Genomic DNA, 17805 nt, shown 5'->3' with positions numbered 1-17805 from the left:
GTGCTGGAACGCATTGCCGAGGCAGACACCCTGGAGAAGCTGGAAGCACTGCTGCCGTGGAATGTGGACTTGGAACGGACTTCAAAAAAAGTGCCACAGTTCGACTAGGGCAAGTGGGTCGATTTAACGGCGCTTACCACCAACAGGTGACGGCCGCAGAACACGTACAGCGGGAAGTAACAATGGTGATCGTAGTAGGCGTTAAAGAACTTGCCGGGCTGGTCGCCATGCACCGGAACGTCGGTGCCATCGAAGTCCAGCACGATTTCCTTGGGTGGGGCGTCGTGCTGCTCAATGAAGTGATGCCACATCAGTTCGTGGGCCTTGACCACGGCCTGCCGGTCCACGCGCTGCTCCATTCGGCACAGTGTTGATTTGCCCGCTAGAATGGCCGCTTCGCCAGTCGCGGTCTGAAGTGCCTGGTCAGCGCGTAACGTTTCGTGATCGTTCAGATCTTCGTATCCGGCGGCTACGCCAAAGACCCGTTGCCGGATCATGGTTTGAAGCTTGTGGCGAACCAGTACCGGATTACGGGCATCGTCCAGCACCGTAGCCAGGCGCTGAGTGAGCTGGTGTTGGTTGTCGACTTCGCGAAGCAAAAGCAGGCCGGCATCGGAGGTGATATGACCACCGGAGAAATCGGCTTCAATTTGACGGCGAGACAGTGGCGAGAAGGTCAGTTTTTCAGGTACCATTTTGGATAGCGGCTGTTGGTGCTTGGTGAACGGTGTAAGGTCCTGAAACTATAGCACTTTCAGCCGCTTTCTTTTATCCCCTCATGAGAAATCCGGGCTAATGTCCAACGGCCACTGGCAACGGTTGTGGTTGGCGGTCTGATCACTTCAACGCTGCTGACGCTGGTGGTGTTGCCCAGTGTGTACCAGTGGTTTGCATCTGAACGTCGTGACGTTTCAGTCTGATAGTCAGGAGACGGTTTATGTATGAAATAAAAGCGTATGTCAGAGAAGTGATGGCAGAGCATGTGGTTGATGCTCTGGCCAAAGTTAAGGGGGTGGCAAGTATTGCTGTCGTGTCTCTCGGCGAATTTGGTCATCTGGTCGGCGATGAGTCGCCTCTGGAGAAAGTGAAGATGGTCAAGCTGGAAATAGACGTAGCGACCGATGATGTCGCTGGTGAAGTTGTGGAACTCATTGTCAGAACGGGCAGAACCCAGGAAGGGCACCCGGGTGACGGCAAGGTGCTTGTATCCCGCCTGGTTCGGGCTGTTCGTATCGACGATGGTGCGACCGACGAGAGCGCACTTCAACCGGCATCAAACCAGCGCTTTTCCTAGATTGGATGGCGGCATCGTGGCCATGAGTCGCGATGCCGCTTCTCCCCGCCCTTATTGAGGAGCACTTTCAAGTTCCCTGAGCTAATGCCTTCCAAATTCAAGTTCATTTCAACCTTTTCACTTACTATCTCCACCTCTACCTACCTTGTCATGGGCGTCTCGCCCCCATGAATTGTGGCTAACAACCCCTTCGGGAGAAAGTCGATGAAGGCAAGCAAGCACTCGCCCAGGGCGTTGCTGTGTTCAGTACTATTGTCTATTCCTCTGTTCGGTCAAGCGGAGACTGTGAATTGGACAAATTGGCTCACTGGCCAGATAAGCAAGCATCCGGATGTCATGGCGGCGACAGAGCAGGCGGCAGCCCGGGATGCGGATGCTGAGGCAAGCGAACAACCGCTGTATAACCCGGAGCTGTCTGTTGGAGCAGACAGAACGGGCAGTGAAAACAACTTTGAGGCAGGGCTATCACAAACGATCGATTGGTCTGATCAACAGGGTGCGCTAAAGGACAAGGCAAAGCTGATCAGGCTTTCCGCTGAAGCTGATTTGAACGAGGCGGTTTTGGCACAAACGTCCGAGTCGCTGTTTGCGCTTGTCGAGTGGCGCGCGGCGACGCGTGCCGAAGAAATTGCGGAATCCCAGCAACACCGTCTGGATGCCTTGCTGGAGCAGGTTGAGCAACGCCAGCAGGCGGGCGACCTGGGGAGTACCGATGCAGAGTTGCTTTTTTTAAGCCTTTCTCAGCAGCTCAGTGAACTCGCCCAGGCAAAGGCTGCGGTTGATCAGGCGCAAGCCCGGGTCAGAGAGCTTCTGCCGGATTGGCGGCCTCAGGATGGGGGGATCCCCGGGCACATTTGGCCGGCTCTTGCTTCCAGGGTCGATAACGACAATTTGCTGGATCATCCGTCAATTGCTGCTGCCCGCGCGAGGTGGCAGGTGCTGCGGAGCGAAGCCGAGGTGGTCAGTCGCAGAGCGGCGGCATCTCCCACGGTCGGGCTGAGCGGAGGGCGTGATGAGGGTGAGAACCTGGTTGGCCTGACGTTCTCGATCCCTCTGAATGTCCGTAATAACTACCGTGCCGAAATCCAGGCTGCCAACCGACGATCATTAGAGGCCAAGGCTCGGTTTCAGGCACTTTATCGGAAGCAGCAGTATGGTCTGGCGGGCGCCCGAGCTGCCTGGAAGCGATACGACACCCAACTTAGCCGATGGACAGAACTCTCCCAGGGGCGTGTACAGCGAAGTGCTGATTTGCTTGAGAAGCAGTGGCAGGTCGGCGACCTCTCCACCTCTGAGTATCTCCAGGCGCTGGGCCAGCGCGCGGAGAGCCTGAAAACCGGTATTGAACTGGAAAAGCAGGCGCAGCTGGGTCTGATTGAGCTATTGAGTCAGTCTGGCGAACTGATCACCCCCTTCCAACAATAGTCTGGAAACTGGATATTCATTATGAAAAAAGCTCTGATTTCAGTATTCGCATTGACGTTGCTTACAGCCCCACTTTCTTTTGTACAGGCAGAGGAAGATGCTCATCAGGAAGCCGGTCATGATCATGCTGCCAGTGGCGACGATCATCAGGAAGTCACCGGTGAGGAGGGCGAGCATAAGGAAGATCATGGTGAAGAAGGTGAGCATGAGGAGGAAGGTGATCATGAAGAGGAAGGGGGGCACGGCCACGAAGACGAGAACGGTGGCCATGAAGAAGCGGCCACCGCAAGCATCAATGCCAAACAGAAAGATCTGGCCGGCATTGAAGTAGCAACCCTCGAAAGCAAGCGCGTTGACTATGAAATTTACGCGCCCGGTGAGCTGCTGACCAACGGCTATACCAGCTATCACGTGTCCCCCCGGGTTGCCTCAGTGGTGCTGCGGCGTCACGTGGAACTGGGTGAGCACGTAACCAAGGGCCAGCCGCTGGTAACCCTGTTCAGTGAGACGGTGGCACAGGCGCAGGCGGATTACAGGAAAGCTTTTCCTGAATGGAAGCGAATCAGCGGGCTGGGTCGTTCCGTGGTTGGCGATCAGCGGTTCAATACAGCGAAAGCCAACATTGAAGCAGCAAGGGCGACTCTGCTTGCTTACGGGCTGAACGATGATGACATTGGTGCGTTGAAGGCCAGCGGGGTGGATAGTCTCGGTGAATACATGCTCAGGGCTCGCGTGGATGGTGCAGTACTGACCGATGAGTTTGAGCAAGGACAAAGAGTTGAGGCTGGCCAGCCGCTGGTGACTCTTGCTGATGAGAGTGAGCTTTGGGTAGAAGCCCATCTGCCAGCAAGCTCCGACATTGTTCTAGAGAAGGGCGCGGAAGCCGAAGTCAGGGCAGCGGGTCGTGTGGGCGTGGCAACGGTGTCCCAGGAAGCCCACACCATTGATCCTGTGACCCGCACGCGGATTGTCAGGCTGGAGCTGGACAATCCTGAAGATCGTTTTCATCCAGGAATGTTCGCAGATGTGTATTTTCGTTTTAAGACCAGCGAGCCGGTGCTTGCCGTGCCGGAGACTGCATTGATGCGTGGCGCGGACGGCGACTGGACGGTCTATGTGGAAGAGGCCGAAGGCGAGTATGAACCCGTGGAAGTGGAACTGGGCCGCTCAATTGGCGGGCTCCGTGAGGTTTCCGGCCTGGCTGCGGGCCAACGAGTCGTTTTGCGGGGCGCATTTTTTGTGGCCTCTGAGATTGCCAAAGGCGGCTTTGATCCGCACAACCACTGATTCCGGGAGCCATTATGTTCAACCGAGTAGTCGACTGGGCGGTTCAGAACCGCCTGTTGGTTCTTATTGCACTCGCTGTGCTTATCTCCACGGCCGCATTTCAGATCCCAAAACTGAATCTTGATGCTTTCCCTGACGTTACAAACGTCCAGGTCGCTGTTAATACAGAGGCGCCCGGACTAGCGGCTGAGGAAGTCGAACAACTGATCACCTATCCAATCGAAGCGGTGATGTATGCCTTGCCCGATGTCGAGGAGGTTCGGTCCATCTCCAAAACCGGGTTGTCCGGTGTCACCGTGGTCTTTAAAGAGGGCACGGATATCTATTTCGCGCGCCAGTTGGTGTTCGAACGGTTACAGGCCGCGCGGGAGCTGATTCCGGACGGGGTCGGGGTGCCTGAAATGGGCCCGAATACGTCCGGTCTCGGCCAGGTCTACCAGTACCTGCTGATAGCGGACCCGGATTCGGGGTACGACGCAATGGAACTACGCAGCCTGCATGACTGGCTGGTCAAGCTGTTGCTGATACCGGCTGAAGGGGTTACGGAGATCCTGTCGTTTGGCGGAGAGGTCCGCCAATACCAGGTGAACCTGAATCCGGCTCGAATGCTGTCCTATGACCTATCACAGAACGACGTCATGGAAGCCCTGGAGAACAACAACTCCAATGTCGGTGGTTGGTACATGGGCCGCGGGCAGGAGCAACTGGTTATCCGTGGTATGGGCTGGTTGGGCAGTGGCGAGGAGGGCCTGGAGCAGATCCGACAAGTACCCGTGAAAACCAGTGATGGCATTACGGTGACCGTGAGCGACGTCGCTCAGGTAGCGCTGGGCACTGAAATTCGCCAGGGTGCGGTAACCATGACCCGGAAGGATGAAGCCGGTCAGGTTGAACAACTGGGTGAAGTGGTTTCTGGCATTGTACTCAAACGAATGGGGGCCAACACAAAAGCCACCATCGACGGCATCGAGGCCCGCATTGATCGCATAAATCAGGCGCTTCCGAGTGGGGTTCGTTTTGAGCCCTATTACAACCAGGCGGATCTGGTGACCAAGGCCGTAGAGACGGTGACCAATGCGCTTCTGTTGGCTTTTGTGTTTATTGCGATCGTGCTTGCCCTGTTCCTGATGAATCTGCGGGCAACAACGCTGGTGCTGCTTTCAATACCGATTTCCATCGGGATTGCCCTGATGATCATGGCCTGGTTCGGTCTCTCGGCCAACCTGATGTCTCTGGGCGGTATTGCTGTGGCAATCGGCATGCTGGTGGATGGCTCTGTTGTTATGGTTGAGAACATGTTCAAGCATCTGACCCATCCTGATGCTGAGCATGACGCCCATCGGGATGAGTTGGCTGGAGATGACCCCGATCCATTGGACGCGTCACACGATGATCATGGCATTGCCCTTCGTCTCCAGGAAGCCGGCCGGGAAGTGGCGCGGCCGATTTTTTTCGCGACGGCGATTATCCTGGTCGTTTTCATGCCTCTGTTCAGCTTTGAAGGTGTGGAAGCCAAGCTGTTCCAGCCAATGGCAATCAGCATCATGCTGGCTATCGTGTCGGCGGTGATCGTCGCTCTGGTGGTTGTACCCGCGCTGGCGTCATACATGTTCCGTAAGGGTATCCGGGAGCGGGAAAGCTTCATTCTAAAACCCCTGGAAAAGCTCTATCGCATGGGGCTTGCCTGGTCACTGAAGCATAGCCGCGTGGTTGTTGGCGCGGCGGCTGTTCTTGTTGTGCTGGCGGCGCTGGTTGTGCCACGACTCGGCACGGAGTTCGTGCCTGAACTGGAAGAGGGAACGATTAACCTCCGGGTGACCCTGGCCCCTTCATCAAGCCTTGATACGGCGCTTGAAGTGGCGCCAAAACTGGAAGCCATGCTGATGGAATTTCCAGAAGTGACCTACGCGCTGTCCCGGGCGGGGCGGGCGGAAATAGGCGGCGATCCGGAGCCTGTGAACAACATCGAGATCTATATCGGCCTTAAGCCAACAGCCGAGTGGACCAGCGCCAGTAACCGCTATGCATTGCAGGCCCTGTTTGAGGAGAAGCTCGAACAGCACCCGGGGCTACTGTTTAACTTTTCTCAGCCTATCGGGACCCGGGTTGATGAACTGTTGTCAGGTGTCCGCGCGCAGTTGGCCATCAAACTCTTTGGCCCGGATCTCAAGGTGCTGGCGGAGAAAGGCCAGCAGATCGAAGCGGCGGTCCGAACAGTTCAGGGAACCCGGGACGTGGCCATGGAGCAGATTGCCGGTGAAGCGCAGTTGGTGGTTCAGCCAGACCGTCAGGCACTCTCCCGGTACGGACTCGCCGTGTCGGATGTGATGAGTGTCGTCCGGGACGGACTGGGTGGTGCCGCCGCGGGCCAGATCATCAACGGAAATGAGCGGTACGATATCTATGTGCGCCTGGCCAAACGTTTCCGCGAAGACCGGGATGCCATTGCTGATCTCAGGTTACAGGCACCGTCCGGAGCCTGGGTGAGACTCGGCGATGTGGCCGATGTGTCTATTGAGTCCGGCCCGCCCCAGGTGCGCCGCGACGACGTTCAGCGCCGTGTGGTCATTCAGTCCAATGTGCAGGGTCGTGATATGGGCAGTGTGGTTGCCGATATTCAGGATGTTATCGCGTCAGAAGTGAACCTTCCCCCCGGCTATTCGGTGGATATTGGTGGTCAGTTCGAAAACCAGCAGCGAGCTCAGAAACGATTGACCATTGTGGTACCTGTATCTCTGGGGCTGATTGCGCTGTTGCTCTACTTCGCTTTCAGTTCGGTTGGTCAAGCGCTGTTGATTCTGGTCAACGTGCCGCTTGCCGTAATTGGTGGTGTCTTTTCGCTCTGGGTCTCCGGCCAGTATCTTTCAGTGCCCAGTTCCGTTGGATTTATCACACTGTTTGGTGTGGCGGTGCTTAACGGGGTCGTTATGGTCGAAAGCATCAATCAGCGAATACAGGATGGGTTGAACGTGGATACCGCGGTGTTTGAAGGTGCCGTCTCCCGTTTACGTCCTGTCTTGATGACAGCAATAACCTCGGCGCTCGGTTTGATACCGATGCTGTTGTCGACGGGCGTGGGTGCTGAAATCCAGAAGCCACTGGCCAGCGTGATTGTTGGCGGCCTTATCACCGCAACTTTCCTGACGCTGTTTGTTTTGCCGGTTCTGTTCGGTCGCTTTTCGAGAGCCAAGGTGGGTGATATTCAGCGGTAGATGTGAGGCGGAAATGCATAGTTGCGGTTACATGCATGGAAGTGTAATTCCGCCCGTTTTAACGGAGACGAGGGTCTTGCTGTTGAACTTTGCTCCTAGAAAGAAGGCTGTGACTGTGATTCTGGTGCCCGATGTTTCTGAAGAGTCAATGTTCACCATTTCCGGAATTGTTGTTGAAACATCGGGCACGATGGTTAGCCACGGGTGTGTCGGCCAGGATGAAGAAGGTTCCCTTTAAAAGAATAAGTGGATTTATTGCCGCCGGAGGAATGGCAACCCTTTTCCATTGGGCGGCCATGTCCGGCCTGGTTCTGCTTGGCATGGCCCCCGTAGCAGCCACCTTTTCTGGAAGCGTTGTAGGAGCGGTTACCAACTACTGGTTGCAGCGAACTTTGGCCTTTCCAAACGCACGCCCACACATCCAGGCCATCTGGCGATATGCCTTTTCCTGTTCACTCGCAGCTCTCCTGAACGTTCTGATCTTTTTAGTCCTGCATCAACTGTTTGAAATCTCTGTTGTGCCTGCTCAGCTTCTAACCACTGCGGCTGTCGCTGTATTTAACTATGTTGTCTACCAAAGGCTGGTGTTTCATGAACAAACCTCTTGAGACTTCCCGTGCGCCGAATGAATCAGAGCTGCTTTCCCTGGTGGTTCCGGTGTTCAATGAGCGTTCGATGCTTCCCCTATTCTTTGAGCATGTATTGCCGATCCTTGCGAGCCTCGATATTCGCTCGGAGATCGTGGTTGTGGACGATGGTAGCGAGGATGGCAGTGCCGAATTTGTTAGGACTTTCATTAAAAGGAAATCGAGCATCCGTCTCGTCAAGCTAAGCCGCAACTTTGGCAAAGAGGCAGCGGTAACAGCAGGGCTGGAGCATGCCAAGGGGGATGCGGTGATCGTTCTGGATGCGGACCTTCAGGATCCACCTGAATACATTCCCGAGATGGTCAGGAGTTGGAAGTCCGGCTTTGATGTCGTTCTGATGCAACGTCGATCACGTGTAGGCGAGAGTTTTCTCAAGCGCTGGAGTGCGCACCTTTTCTATCGCTTGCTGAATAAGACCAGTCGCACTGAAATCCCGGTCGACACGGGTGATTTCCGATTGATGAGCAGGCGGGCAGTTGATGCCCTTCTCCGGTTAGGAGAGCGCAACCGCTACATGAAGGGACTCTTTGCCTGGGTTGGTATGCCAACGACGATCATCGAATACGACCGGGCATTGAGAGTGGCTGGCGAGAGTAAGTGGGACTACCCGGGCCTGGTCGGCCTGGCCCTTGAAGGCCTGACTTCCTTCTCAGTGTCACCTCTCAGATGGGCAACGCTTGTCGGCTTGCTGGCCGCCTCCGTTGGTGGATTGTTCGGTGTCTGGATTGTAGCGAAGGCAATAATGCTCGGCGATCCGACTGACGGCTACCCATCGTTAATCGCCCTCATCAGTTTTCTGGGCGGCATACAACTGGTGAGCGTTGGTATCGTTGGTGAGTATGTGGGCAAAACCTACATCGAATCGAAACAGCGACCACTGTATCTGACCGAAGAAGTGGTCGAGAACAAAGAGGTATCAAGCCGAGACCAAATCAGCAACTTCAGAGGCGTCAAGAATGCTAAAGCGATTTGAGCCCTGGTTCTGGGTACTGGCTGCCGTATTGTTCAGTCGCTTTATCGGAATGACGCTGTTTCCCTTCGTGGATACAACGGAGCCCCGATACGCTGAAATCGCTCGGTTAATGGCTGAAACCGGGGACTGGATAACGCCCTGGTTTGAACCCGGCGTTCCGTTCTGGGGGAAACCTCCACTGTCGTTCTGGGCTCAGGCTGCCTCTATAAAAATATTTGGACTGTCTGAATTTTCTCTGCGGCTACCGGCATGGTTCGCCACGATTGGAATCGTATGGCTGACGTGGTGCCTTGCAAATCATGCGCGCGGTGCTGCGGTCGCTCGATGGTCTACTCTTGTGCTTTCCACGATGGTACTCACCTATATCAGTGCCGGCGCAGTCATGACGGATACGTTCCTGGTATTTGGAACGACCCTCTCTCTGGTGAGCATGTGGTTCGTGCTTTCGGGCCGGTCTGACTATTGGCGCTGGTGGTTTTTCGTGGGCCTGGCTATCGGCTTGTTGTCAAAGGGACCGTTGGCTGTTGTATTGACCGTTACCCCCCTGGTGCTATGGGCTGCTATTTTCAGGCAGCAGTTACAACCGTTAAAAAAATTACCCTGGCTTCTTGGCTCACTTCTGACACTGGCGATTGCCGTGCCATGGTACGTGCTCGCTGAATTGAAAACGCCCGGGTTCCTCAACTATTTCATCATTGGCGAACACTTTAGCCGGTTTCTGTACCCCGAGTGGGCTGGCGATTTGTACGGTAGTGCCCATGACCGGCCCAAGGGCATGATCTGGATATTCTGGCTTTGGGCTTCATTCCCCTGGGGTATCATTGGCTTGGTTGGCTTTGGCCTTGCGGCGGCGCGAGGCAAAACAAAGGATATATTCACTGGTGCTGTTCAAGACGCCTCAACGCTGTATCTGTTGTTTTGTGCGATAACGCCAATGCTGTTCTTTACCCTGGCAGGCAACACGCTCTGGACTTACATACTTCCTTCTCTTCCGTTCTCGGCCATTCTGATTGCCGGATGGGTGTCGCAGCTCAATTTACGTCCCTGGTCCAGAATCAGGTCGGGTGCTGTATTACTTGCACCCGTTCTCATTACCCTTTTTGTGTTCATAGGTGTGAGCGGAGTAAAACCACTAAAAACCGAGAAGCAATTGATAGGCCGGTATGAGAGCATTCAGCAAGCGGGAGACGGTCCAATCTTTTACATTGGCAAGATGCCATTTTCCGCACGTTTTTATTCGTTGGGCGACGCTGTCGAAATCACCTCCACAGAATTCGACAGTCTGCTGGACGCTGACGGGTACGCCAGGGTCTTTGCCGCAATTCCAAACGATGCGGTAGATAAGGTTCTTGGTCCGCGGGCCACTGACGCTCAGAAGTTGGGGGAGAACAAACGGTACCAGCTATTCTCGATCGATCTTCCGCCAACAGACAGCCAGAATGACCCCGTTGATTCTGAATTAAACTCGAAGAATGATTAATGACGCAGCTGATTACTGCTAAAACTGAGTCTTTGAAGGCCGGATTTTCAAGATGGCTGGCCTTTTGGCAGTGATCTAGTCCGGAAATGGCAGTAAAATCAGAATCCTGGCTCCTCCGTTTTTCGAGGATCCGATTTCCAGGTGTCCGAGGTTGTCTTCGACAATCTCGGACACGATGGACAATCCGAGCCCAAAACCGGCGACCGTTTCATCCAGCCTGGTACCCCTGTTCATGACAGTGGCTGCCGCCTCGGGAGAAATTCCGGGGCCATCGTCCGCTACTTCTATGGAGAGTCCTGATGACGTGCGGGCGATTGTAACGTCGACGGTTGTCTGGCACCACTTCCCGCCATTTTCGAGTAAATTGCCAAGCAGCTCTGAAAGATCCTGTCGCTCCATTGGCCAGCTGAAGTTTTCAGGTAAGTTGGTGTGGAGGCGAAAAACCGTGTCAGGGAAGATTTTTTCCATAACGGTGATGACACTTGCCGTGATTTCAACCGGCATGCACGTCCGTCCCATCTGTCTGCCTGATATGTCTGCTTTGCTCATCCGGTATTTCAGGGATTTGTCAAGCTCCCGCAAGTTAGAGGCCATAAACACAACATCCTCCCGGGACGGAGGCAAGGTATCGATATCCGACAAAATGGCAAGATTGGCAGAAATAGAGGTTTTGACCAGGTGAGAGAGATCGGAATTCAGGCGGCGGTGGCGGTCCAGCCGCCGGTTTGACAGCTCGAGCAAATCATTGAGCTGCCGGATCAGCGGACGAAACTCTTCCGGTACGTGAGGGTTCAGGCGACTTTGTTTCCCGGATTGGAGCCGTCTCAGGTCCTCTTTTATCTTACTGATGGGCTTTAACGTCAGATGTGTAGTGGTTCCAATCAGGGCCAGCAGTATCGCGAGAAGAACGGCCGAGGCGCCGAGCAATGTCAGGTGAGCCTTCAGCGGTCGTTCAGAGAGCGCCCCCTCGGTTTCAAGAACGCTGATTGAGGCCAGTTTTTCACTGGCGGAGAAAATGCGTTTGAGCCCGAAAAGCGTGTTCGCACCCTGCGCTATGTGGATGAAACCCTCGGGCTTCTCTGCAGCGCCCTGCAGTTGGCTCTGGTCAAAGTTCGGGCTCGCCAGGACGCTTCCGCTAGCCGTTTCGATGACGATGGCATGCCCCAGAAGCATTTCAAACTGATTGATCATGTTGCTGAGGTCGTCGGTTGTGGGGGATTCAGCCTCAATGATTGCCTGAAAGTTTCCCAGCTCTTTGTTCAGGTGTTGCTTCCTGGACTCGTCCGATAGTTGCTTTATCACGTAGGTGTGTGAAAAGAATATCAGAGTAAAATATACGAGGCTGAAAACAGCACCATACTGAATGGCTGTTCTGCGGATACTTTTCGGAGCAGACATATTTTAACCTGGTTGGTTCACTCGGGCGTTCAGCGGTTAGGATCTTTTTCGAAGTAGTAGCCCTGGCCACGCAATGTTTTTATTTTATTGACCCCTATTATTTTTCTAAGCCGGGTTATGTAAACCTGAACGACATTTCTGGTGGGGCATCTTTCTATGTTGTAGAGGGATTCAACCAGTTCGTCCTGGGAAAACACTCGGTCCGGTGAACGGAGGAAACACTGTAAAAGGCGGAATTCCGTAGCTGTCAGTCTGAACTCTTTCTGGTCGGGCGTGGTAAGCGTTCGGTAGGTGGCGTTGAGATGAAATCCGTCGACGCTGATCTGGTCTGTCGTTCTGCCGTCCTTTCTGCGGATAATCGCACTGAGCCGGGCTTTCAGTTCATCAAACTCAAACGGTTTGGGAAGGTAATCGTCGGCACCCGCGTTCAACCCTTCTACTCTCTCAGTCCAGTTGGAGCGTGCGGTCAGAATAAGGATGGCCTCTTTTTTCCCGTTTTTTCTCCATCTTTGCATTAAAGAAAGTCCATTTTCATCGGGCAGTCCGATATCGAGAATAACGGCCTGGTAGGAGCTTGTTTCAATCAACGAGTCCGCTTCTTTGCCGGTTTTGGCGATATCTACTGTGTAGTGCGCCTGCGCAAGCCAGTCCGATATTTTTTTGGCAAGTACAGCATTGTCTTCAACAATCAGAATTTTCATTTGTAAGCGCCGTTTTTCGTGGTGGGAAAGTTTCGCCAGTCTGCCATGGATTGTACCAGTAACGGCAACTCCCCAGAAAAACAGCAACCCGTTAAAAATGGGGGGTTACCGGTCGACTTTTCAGTTTGATTTCAGTTGCACCGGGTAGCGTCAACAATCGAGCCACGAACGCGAGAAGCTGTATATACATGGTTTTAGGAGCAACCTATGAGCGATAGACATTTCTATGCAGGTGTGTCCAGGCGCCGCCTTATACAAGGAGCTGCCACAATGGGACTTCTTGCCGGTTTCGACAGTTTGTTACCGGCCTATGCTAGGAGTCTGCGCGGCAGGAGCCACCTTCTGGCATAATACGTAAAAATTCTTCAGCACCGGAGAATCCGATGGGAACCACCTTCCGCCCCTATTCACCTGATCAGGAACTGCTTCTTCCCCCGAGCCTGAACGAGTGGCTGCCCGAAGGGCATCTGGCCTATTTCATCAGTGACGTGGTCGAGGAACTGGATCTGAGTGCCTTCTACGCCCGGTATGAAGGGAGCGGTCGGCGCAACTCGCCTTTCGATCCGCGGATGATGTTGAAGGTGTTGATCTATGCGTACGCGACCGGCGTGTTTTCATCACGAAAGATCGCCCGGAAGTTGGAAGAAGATGTCGCCCTTCGGGTCCTGGCGGCTGGCAATTTCCCCAGACACCGCACTATCTGCGATTTTCGCAAGCAACACCTGGCTGCGTTCAAGGCCGTATTTATTCAGGTGGTCCGGATCGCCCAGGAAGCGGAATTGGTTACTCTCGGTACGCTGGCGATTGATGGCACCAAGGTCCGGGCCAACGCCAGTAAGCACAAGGCCATGAGCTATGACCGCATGCGGGAGGAAGAAGCCCGTCTGTCAAAAGAGGTTGATGAGCTTTGTGGCCAGGCTCGCCGTGTGGATGAATCGGAAGACCAACAGTTTGGCCCGGATCAGCGGGGCGACGAGTTACCCGAAGAGCTTCAGCACCGTCAGGGGCGGCTGGACAAGATCCGGGCAGCGAAGGAGAAACTGGAAGCGGATCAAAAAACGCAAGATGAGGCCAAAGGCCGGCATCCAGACGATGATCGCCGCTCACCCAAGGGTGGCCGGAACTTCAAGAGAGATTATGGAGTTCCGGAGGACAAGGCTCAGAGTAACTTTACCGACCCCCAAAGCCGGATCATGAAAACGAATGATGGGTTCCAGCAATGCTATAACGGCCAACTGGCCGTGGATGGCGAGTTCCAGATCATCGTGGGCAACCGCCAGGGTAACAACCCCAGTGATAACGGCTGTCTGGTGCCGCTGCTGGGCGAGGTAAAAGAAACTCTGGGAAGTTACCCGGGCCAATGTCTGGCTGATGCGGGTTATCGCAAAGAGGAAGACTTGCAGGCATTGGAGACAAAAGGCATAGATGGCTACGTCTCGCTGCGCCGGGAAGGCAAAAAAACCGGAGATATAAACGCGAGCCGGTACCCGGCGACGGCCCGCATGGAGGAGAAGCTTACCACGGCGGAGGGGCGAGCAGTCTACGCTCAGCGCAAGCACATGGTTGAGGCGGTGAATGGCTGGATCAAGAATGTCCTGGGCTTCCGGCAGTTCGGCTTGCGGGGCCTTCAGGCGGTGCAGGGTGAATGGGATCTTGTCTGTCTGTCGCTCAATCTCAGGCGCATGAGTTCACTGATGAGGCTGGCATAAGTCGCTGAGGCAGCCTTTGGCTCACGGTAGGTACAGCTGGGGCCCTGCGATGCCCCTTTTAACCGGTTAACTGGCTGGATCGAAAGCGATGATGGAGCCGATCCGATATCGCGAACACTCCTTCCGGCCAGACAATGATCCGGTCTGGCGGAAACGAGGGCTCAAAACGTTTCTGCCGCGCAGACTCCTAGATGCCAGACTAGTAGAGCTGCAAGCGGAAAAGGCCGGGCTAGCCAGCGACCTGATTCCTCTGCTTGGGCGTCGTCCGACGGGGGCCAGTTTGCAACTGATGGCGCCATCTGAAACGCTTCTGTTCGCCGATGGACAGTTGGAACCAGATCATCCGCTGATTCGTGCAGCCGAGGCGAGGGAAGCCGAGGCGCGCGCGGCTGGATGTTGCCGAAGTCGATCGTCGACCTACGTTCACAGCTAATGCCGGCTATAACAGCCTGTGGGCTGACGAGAGAAAACGTTGGGTCGTCGGCATTGGCGTTCGGATCCCATTTAGTGGGCAGCGCCAGCACAGCGCCGTTCGAAAGGCGACTGCCGAAGCATCACAAAAACGATGGCTGGCCACTCAGGCCCAGCGGGAATGGCGGGCCTCGATAGCTAAACTGAGGGCAAGCGTTGAGGCCGGCCATGGTCGACTGAACATCCTCAACGAGCGACACTTGCCAAACCAGCGCGCGCACTGGGAAGCCAGTCTGAACGAGCTGGCCAGTGGCACTGGCAGACTGGAGGACGCGATAAATAGCGCAAGACAGCTTACTGGGGCCAAACTCCGTCGAGCTGGGGTGATCCGTGATCTATATGGTGCCTCGGCCGGGTACGAAGCCCTGATACCGGTGCGTACTATCAATGCGTTAAATTAAAGAGGTAATTCAATGGTCAAGTCTTCGGGCATTTTGGATAGCACCAGAAAGTTCCCTTCAAAATGCCCGAAGACTCGACCAAACCACTTGGACCAAAACTCATGAACCTTCCTGAAGGTTCGCTTTGCGACCTAACCGAACATCGAATTGTTAGCCAGACCTATTTCTCTGGGCTTCTGATGAAAACCACGTTTTTTTCTCTGGTATCGATGTCAAACAGCTCACTGGCCCGAATCAAATCACTCAGCTTTTTATATCCGTAGTTCACCGGGGAGAAGGAGCTGTTGTTTGAAATGTACTGGCCAACCTTGCCGAGATGCGCCCAGCCGTCGTCATCGGCGGCCGTGTTGTAAGCGCCGTTAAATCGACCCACTTGCCCTAGTCGAACTGTGGCACTTTTTTTGAAGTCCGTTCCAAGTCCACATTCCACGGCAGCAGTGCTTCCAGCTTCTCCAGGGTGTCTGCCTCGGCAATGCGTTCCAGCACATGCTGGAGATAAGCCGAAGGTTCCAGGCTGTTGGCTTTAGCGGTTTCGACCAGGGAATAGCAGGTTGCACTGGCACGTGCACCCCGCGAGGTATCGGCGAACAGCCAGGCTTTGCGACCCAGAGCGAACGGACGGATGGCGTTTTCGGCCAGTACGTTGCTGATCTGCAGGTCGCCTCGTTCGCAGTAACCTACCAAGGTGAGCCACTGGTTCAGCGTATAGTCCATGGCTTTGCGAGTCAGAGTACCCTTTACGACCTTGCCGGCGTTGGCCTCCAACCAGGTTTTCAGGGTTTCCAGTCTGGGCACACTCAGTTCCTGACGGATGCGGTAACGTTCACCCTCACTCAGCTCTTTGATCTGGCGTTCGATGGCATAGAGCTTGTTGATGTGGCCCAGAGCCACATCAGCCTTGGAGACCTTCGTGGGTTTGCCTTTACCCTGAGGTGTGGCCCCTTTGATGGCTTCTACGAACTTACGTCTCGCGTGGTCCCAGCAGCCAATCCGAGTGATGCCGTTATCTCGACACACCTTGCCGTAGCCAGAATAGCCATCGGCTTGCAGGATACCGTTAAAATCATCAAGCAGACGCACCGGTACCTTTCCTGCCCGTGACGGATCGTATTCAAACAGCACCGACGGTTTTCCGGGCGGGCCACCGCGGGTGACCCACATCCACTTATCGGACTGTGCCGTTTTGCCGTCTTCTTTCAGAACAGGTATCCGGGATTCATCCGCCTGCAGGTAATCGCTGCTGTTTTGCACCTCACGCATCAGGTTGATCAGCGGTTTGAACACGTCCTCCAGGCGGATCACCCAGTGCGCCATGCTGGTACGGCTGATCTCATGACCCAGGCGCTTGAGCATGTGTTCCAGGCGGTACAGTGGCAGGCCATCAGCGTATTTCGAGGTAATGATGTAAGCCAGTAATGACGTGGTGGCCATGCACTTGCCTAAGGGGTGGGCTGGGCGAACAGCCGCCACCCAACGCTCTTCGCCGTTCTGTTCGAACACGGCTTTTTCCTGCCAGTATTCCAGAACTTTGAGCTGCGCCGGGATGAACTGCAGTTCTTCTTTGACCTTGGTAAAGAAGGTCTTGCTGGCGCCGGCCTTGTCTTCGTCGCTGAGGGTCAGTTCGATGCGCTCACGCAGCAGTTTATCCGAGAAGCCACGCTGGCGACGTTTACGGGAGGCCGGTGGTGCGTCTGCCTCTTCGATATCGTCTGGCAACTGATCGCGCAGGGCATCTATCTCGGCTTCCAGTTCTGCTTCGTCAAACAGGTGAATCTGGTGTGCGGACTTTTCACTGCTGGCGCCGAACTGCTGGACCCGCTTCCAGCGCAGCAGTTCTTCGAGAATTTGGATATAGTGATCGCGTTGTTGAACGGCAGCACTCTTAGCGACCAGTTCTTGCTGAAGACCTTCGACAACCGACCGCAGTTCAGCGGCCGACAGGCCGCTGATATCCGGTGCTTTTGAAGGGCTTTCAGGCTTTAATTTCATGAACAAAGTATAGCAAAAACAACGCCCTGAAGCACGAAGAAAGACCTAATTAACGGCCTCATAATGCAAGGTCTTATGCCCTTTCAGCAGAGCAATATCGTATCCATCCAGCAGCCAGTTAATCTGCTCGCCGGTCAGTAGCATCAGTTCATCCGAGGCTTTAGGCCACTTGAATTTCTCCTCGGCCAGAGCCTTGTAATAGAGCACAAAGCCGTTGTCTTCCCACATCAGGCACTTGATCTTATTGCGTTGCCGGTTGGTAAAGGCGTAAAGCGCGCCAGTGAACGGGTTGTGGCCCAACTCCTGTTCAACCAACACCGCCAGACTATTGGCCTGTTTGCGGAAATCCACGGGGGCGCGATACAGATAAATCTGTGGCAACGACAAGGACGGACGTAGGTATCGGTGGCGCCTCACAGCTGCCTCAGAACCGCACCCAGCAACTCGATATTGCCAGCGTGCAGGCCGGTGATGGAGACACCGCCGGGCAACGATACGGTCAGCCCATCGGCGTCAGCATTACCAACGCTGGGAGCAGAAACAACCCGTGTGAACCCGGTGGATGCCGGCGCCGGCTTCGGATAATCTTCAACAGAGGTCAGCTTTTGACGCCAATAAACGAATTGATGATAAATTAAAGACTGTTGCTTGCAGTAGGCATTGCCGGATAAGCCCGTCGCTTCCCAATCGGTAATCTGTTGTTGCCAGAAGTGCACTTTTTCGGTTGCGGTCATGCTGAGTCCTCATGGAATAAGTGAGGAGATCAGTGTGTGCAATTGGAGAGCTTGGGTGTAGGTGCTGATTCTTTGGCGCTTACT

The 17805-nt window shown here is 54.7% G+C and carries 16 protein-coding genes and 2 pseudogenes; 11 read left to right on the top strand and 7 right to left on the bottom strand.

What is annotated here, in order from left to right; translation table 11 throughout:
* Positions 1 to 137 precede the first annotated feature (137 nt).
* Positions 138 to 695 (bottom strand): annotated as a pseudogene (locus ENI00_RS08540) (IS1380 family transposase); the annotation flags it as partial.
* A gap of 96 nt (positions 696 to 791) precedes the next feature.
* On the opposite strand from ENI00_RS08540, the pseudogene ENI00_RS18740 reads away from it, so the two are divergent.
* From ENI00_RS18740 to ENI00_RS08505, 8 genes and pseudogenes are all read left to right on the top strand, one after another.
* A pseudogene (locus ENI00_RS18740) lies at positions 792 to 920 on the top strand (efflux RND transporter permease subunit); the annotation flags it as partial.
* A gap of 17 nt (positions 921 to 937) precedes the next feature.
* On the top strand, positions 938 to 1294 hold the full coding sequence (locus ENI00_RS08535) for a P-II family nitrogen regulator (RefSeq protein ID WP_035561679.1): 357 nt from the start codon (positions 938 to 940) through the stop codon (positions 1292 to 1294).
* 285 nt (positions 1295 to 1579) lie between these two features.
* Positions 1580 to 2719 (top strand): TolC family protein, encoded by a 1140-nt coding sequence (locus ENI00_RS08530; RefSeq protein WP_304101339.1) that lies wholly within the window; start codon positions 1580 to 1582, stop codon positions 2717 to 2719.
* Positions 2720 to 2740: 21 nt separating this feature from the next.
* Complete coding sequence (locus tag ENI00_RS08525) at positions 2741 to 4006, top strand: efflux RND transporter periplasmic adaptor subunit (RefSeq protein ID WP_123891317.1); 1266 nt, start codon at positions 2741 to 2743, stop codon at positions 4004 to 4006.
* A 14-nt stretch (positions 4007 to 4020) separates the two neighbouring features.
* On the top strand, positions 4021 to 7218 hold the full coding sequence (locus ENI00_RS08520) for an efflux RND transporter permease subunit (RefSeq protein WP_304101337.1): 3198 nt from the start codon (positions 4021 to 4023) through the stop codon (positions 7216 to 7218).
* A gap of 218 nt (positions 7219 to 7436) precedes the next feature.
* The gene (locus tag ENI00_RS08515) at positions 7437 to 7826 is read left to right on the top strand and encodes a GtrA family protein (RefSeq protein WP_039881780.1); all 390 of its coding nucleotides are present in this window, start codon (positions 7437 to 7439) and stop codon (positions 7824 to 7826) included.
* The gene (locus ENI00_RS08510; RefSeq protein WP_008169859.1) at positions 7810 to 8838 is read left to right on the top strand and encodes a glycosyltransferase family 2 protein; all 1029 of its coding nucleotides are present in this window, start codon (positions 7810 to 7812) and stop codon (positions 8836 to 8838) included. Before ENI00_RS08515 ends, ENI00_RS08510 begins: the two co-directional genes overlap by 17 nt.
* Positions 8822 to 10318, top strand: a complete 1497-nt coding sequence (locus ENI00_RS08505) for an ArnT family glycosyltransferase (protein ID WP_304101332.1) — start codon at positions 8822 to 8824, stop codon at positions 10316 to 10318. Before ENI00_RS08510 ends, ENI00_RS08505 begins: the two co-directional genes overlap by 17 nt.
* A 75-nt stretch (positions 10319 to 10393) precedes the next feature.
* Here the strand turns inward: ENI00_RS08505 and ENI00_RS08500 are convergent, their stop codons facing one another.
* Both ENI00_RS08500 and ENI00_RS08495 read right to left on the bottom strand, forming a co-directional pair.
* Positions 10394 to 11716, bottom strand: coding sequence for an ATP-binding protein (locus tag ENI00_RS08500; protein WP_304101330.1), 1323 nt, complete (start codon positions 11714 to 11716; stop codon positions 10394 to 10396).
* Between the two features lie 29 nt (positions 11717 to 11745).
* Positions 11746 to 12417 (bottom strand): response regulator transcription factor, encoded by a 672-nt coding sequence (locus tag ENI00_RS08495; protein ID WP_123891321.1) that lies wholly within the window; start codon positions 12415 to 12417, stop codon positions 11746 to 11748.
* Between the two features lie 383 nt (positions 12418 to 12800).
* On the opposite strand from ENI00_RS08495, the gene ENI00_RS08490 reads away from it, so the two are divergent.
* The 3 genes from ENI00_RS08490 to ENI00_RS08480 all read left to right on the top strand — a co-directional run bounded on the left by ENI00_RS08490 (position 12801) and on the right by ENI00_RS08480 (position 14998).
* Positions 12801 to 14126, top strand: a complete 1326-nt coding sequence (locus tag ENI00_RS08490) for an IS1182 family transposase (RefSeq protein WP_053113971.1) — start codon at positions 12801 to 12803, stop codon at positions 14124 to 14126.
* 88 nt (positions 14127 to 14214) lie between these two features.
* Complete coding sequence (locus ENI00_RS08485) at positions 14215 to 14559, top strand: hypothetical protein (protein WP_304101324.1); 345 nt, start codon at positions 14215 to 14217, stop codon at positions 14557 to 14559.
* Positions 14480 to 14998 (top strand): TolC family protein, encoded by a 519-nt coding sequence (locus ENI00_RS08480; protein WP_008169850.1) that lies wholly within the window; start codon positions 14480 to 14482, stop codon positions 14996 to 14998. The genes ENI00_RS08485 and ENI00_RS08480 overlap by 80 nt, the downstream gene beginning before the upstream one ends.
* Before the next feature lie 160 nt (positions 14999 to 15158).
* Here the strand turns inward: ENI00_RS08480 and ENI00_RS08475 are convergent, their stop codons facing one another.
* Genes ENI00_RS08475 through tnpA form a run of 4 tightly spaced genes read right to left on the bottom strand, consistent with a single transcriptional unit; the run spans position 15159 to position 17721 of the window.
* Entirely contained in the window at positions 15159 to 15371 is a 213-nt protein-coding gene (locus tag ENI00_RS08475) for an OST-HTH/LOTUS domain-containing protein (protein ID WP_304101321.1), read from the bottom strand.
* 5 nt (positions 15372 to 15376) lie between these two features.
* Positions 15377 to 16987 (bottom strand): IS66 family transposase, encoded by a 1611-nt coding sequence (tnpC, locus tag ENI00_RS08470; RefSeq protein WP_304101319.1) that lies wholly within the window; start codon positions 16985 to 16987, stop codon positions 15377 to 15379.
* A gap of 45 nt (positions 16988 to 17032) precedes the next feature.
* Positions 17033 to 17404 (bottom strand): IS66 family insertion sequence element accessory protein TnpB, encoded by a 372-nt coding sequence (gene tnpB, locus ENI00_RS08465; protein ID WP_304101317.1) that lies wholly within the window; start codon positions 17402 to 17404, stop codon positions 17033 to 17035.
* Positions 17401 to 17721 carry an IS66 family insertion sequence element accessory protein TnpA gene (gene tnpA / locus ENI00_RS08460; protein WP_304101315.1) on the bottom strand — a complete coding sequence of 107 codons (321 nt, stop codon included), beginning with the start codon at positions 17719 to 17721 and terminating at the stop codon, positions 17401 to 17403. Before tnpA ends, tnpB begins: the two co-directional genes overlap by 4 nt.
* Between the last annotated feature and the right edge of the window lie 84 nt (positions 17722 to 17805).

It is taken from the genome of Marinobacter antarcticus (genome assembly GCF_011049865.1).
Lineage (GTDB): Bacteria > Pseudomonadota > Gammaproteobacteria > Pseudomonadales > Oleiphilaceae > Marinobacter > Marinobacter antarcticus_A.
This window is presented reverse-complemented; position numbering and strand designations above follow the sequence as displayed.

What these genes read in the sequence shown, in the direction of transcription:
- ENI00_RS08535 (WP_035561679.1), top strand. Translation starts at nt 938, where the DNA reads ATGTATGAAATAAAAGCGTATGTCAGAGAAGTGATGGCAGAGCATGTG.
- ENI00_RS08525 (WP_123891317.1), top strand. Translation starts at nt 2,741, where the DNA reads ATGAAAAAAGCTCTGATTTCAGTATTCGCATTGACGTTGCTTACAGCC.
- ENI00_RS08520 (WP_304101337.1), top strand. Translation starts at nt 4,021, where the DNA reads ATGTTCAACCGAGTAGTCGACTGGGCGGTTCAGAACCGCCTGTTGGTT.
- ENI00_RS08515 (WP_039881780.1), top strand. Translation starts at nt 7,437, where the DNA reads ATGAAGAAGGTTCCCTTTAAAAGAATAAGTGGATTTATTGCCGCCGGA.
- ENI00_RS08510 (WP_008169859.1), top strand. Translation starts at nt 7,810, where the DNA reads ATGAACAAACCTCTTGAGACTTCCCGTGCGCCGAATGAATCAGAGCTG.
- ENI00_RS08505 (WP_304101332.1), top strand. Translation starts at nt 8,822, where the DNA reads ATGCTAAAGCGATTTGAGCCCTGGTTCTGGGTACTGGCTGCCGTATTG.
- ENI00_RS08500 (WP_304101330.1), bottom strand. Translation starts at nt 11,716, where the DNA reads ATGTCTGCTCCGAAAAGTATCCGCAGAACAGCCATTCAGTATGGTGCT.
- ENI00_RS08495 (WP_123891321.1), bottom strand. Translation starts at nt 12,417, where the DNA reads ATGAAAATTCTGATTGTTGAAGACAATGCTGTACTTGCCAAAAAAATA.
- ENI00_RS08490 (WP_053113971.1), top strand. Translation starts at nt 12,801, where the DNA reads ATGGGAACCACCTTCCGCCCCTATTCACCTGATCAGGAACTGCTTCTT.
- ENI00_RS08485 (WP_304101324.1), top strand. Translation starts at nt 14,215, where the DNA reads ATGATGGAGCCGATCCGATATCGCGAACACTCCTTCCGGCCAGACAAT.
- tnpC (WP_304101319.1), bottom strand. Translation starts at nt 16,987, where the DNA reads ATGAAATTAAAGCCTGAAAGCCCTTCAAAAGCACCGGATATCAGCGGC.
- tnpA (WP_304101315.1), bottom strand. Translation starts at nt 17,721, where the DNA reads ATGACCGCAACCGAAAAAGTGCACTTCTGGCAACAACAGATTACCGAT.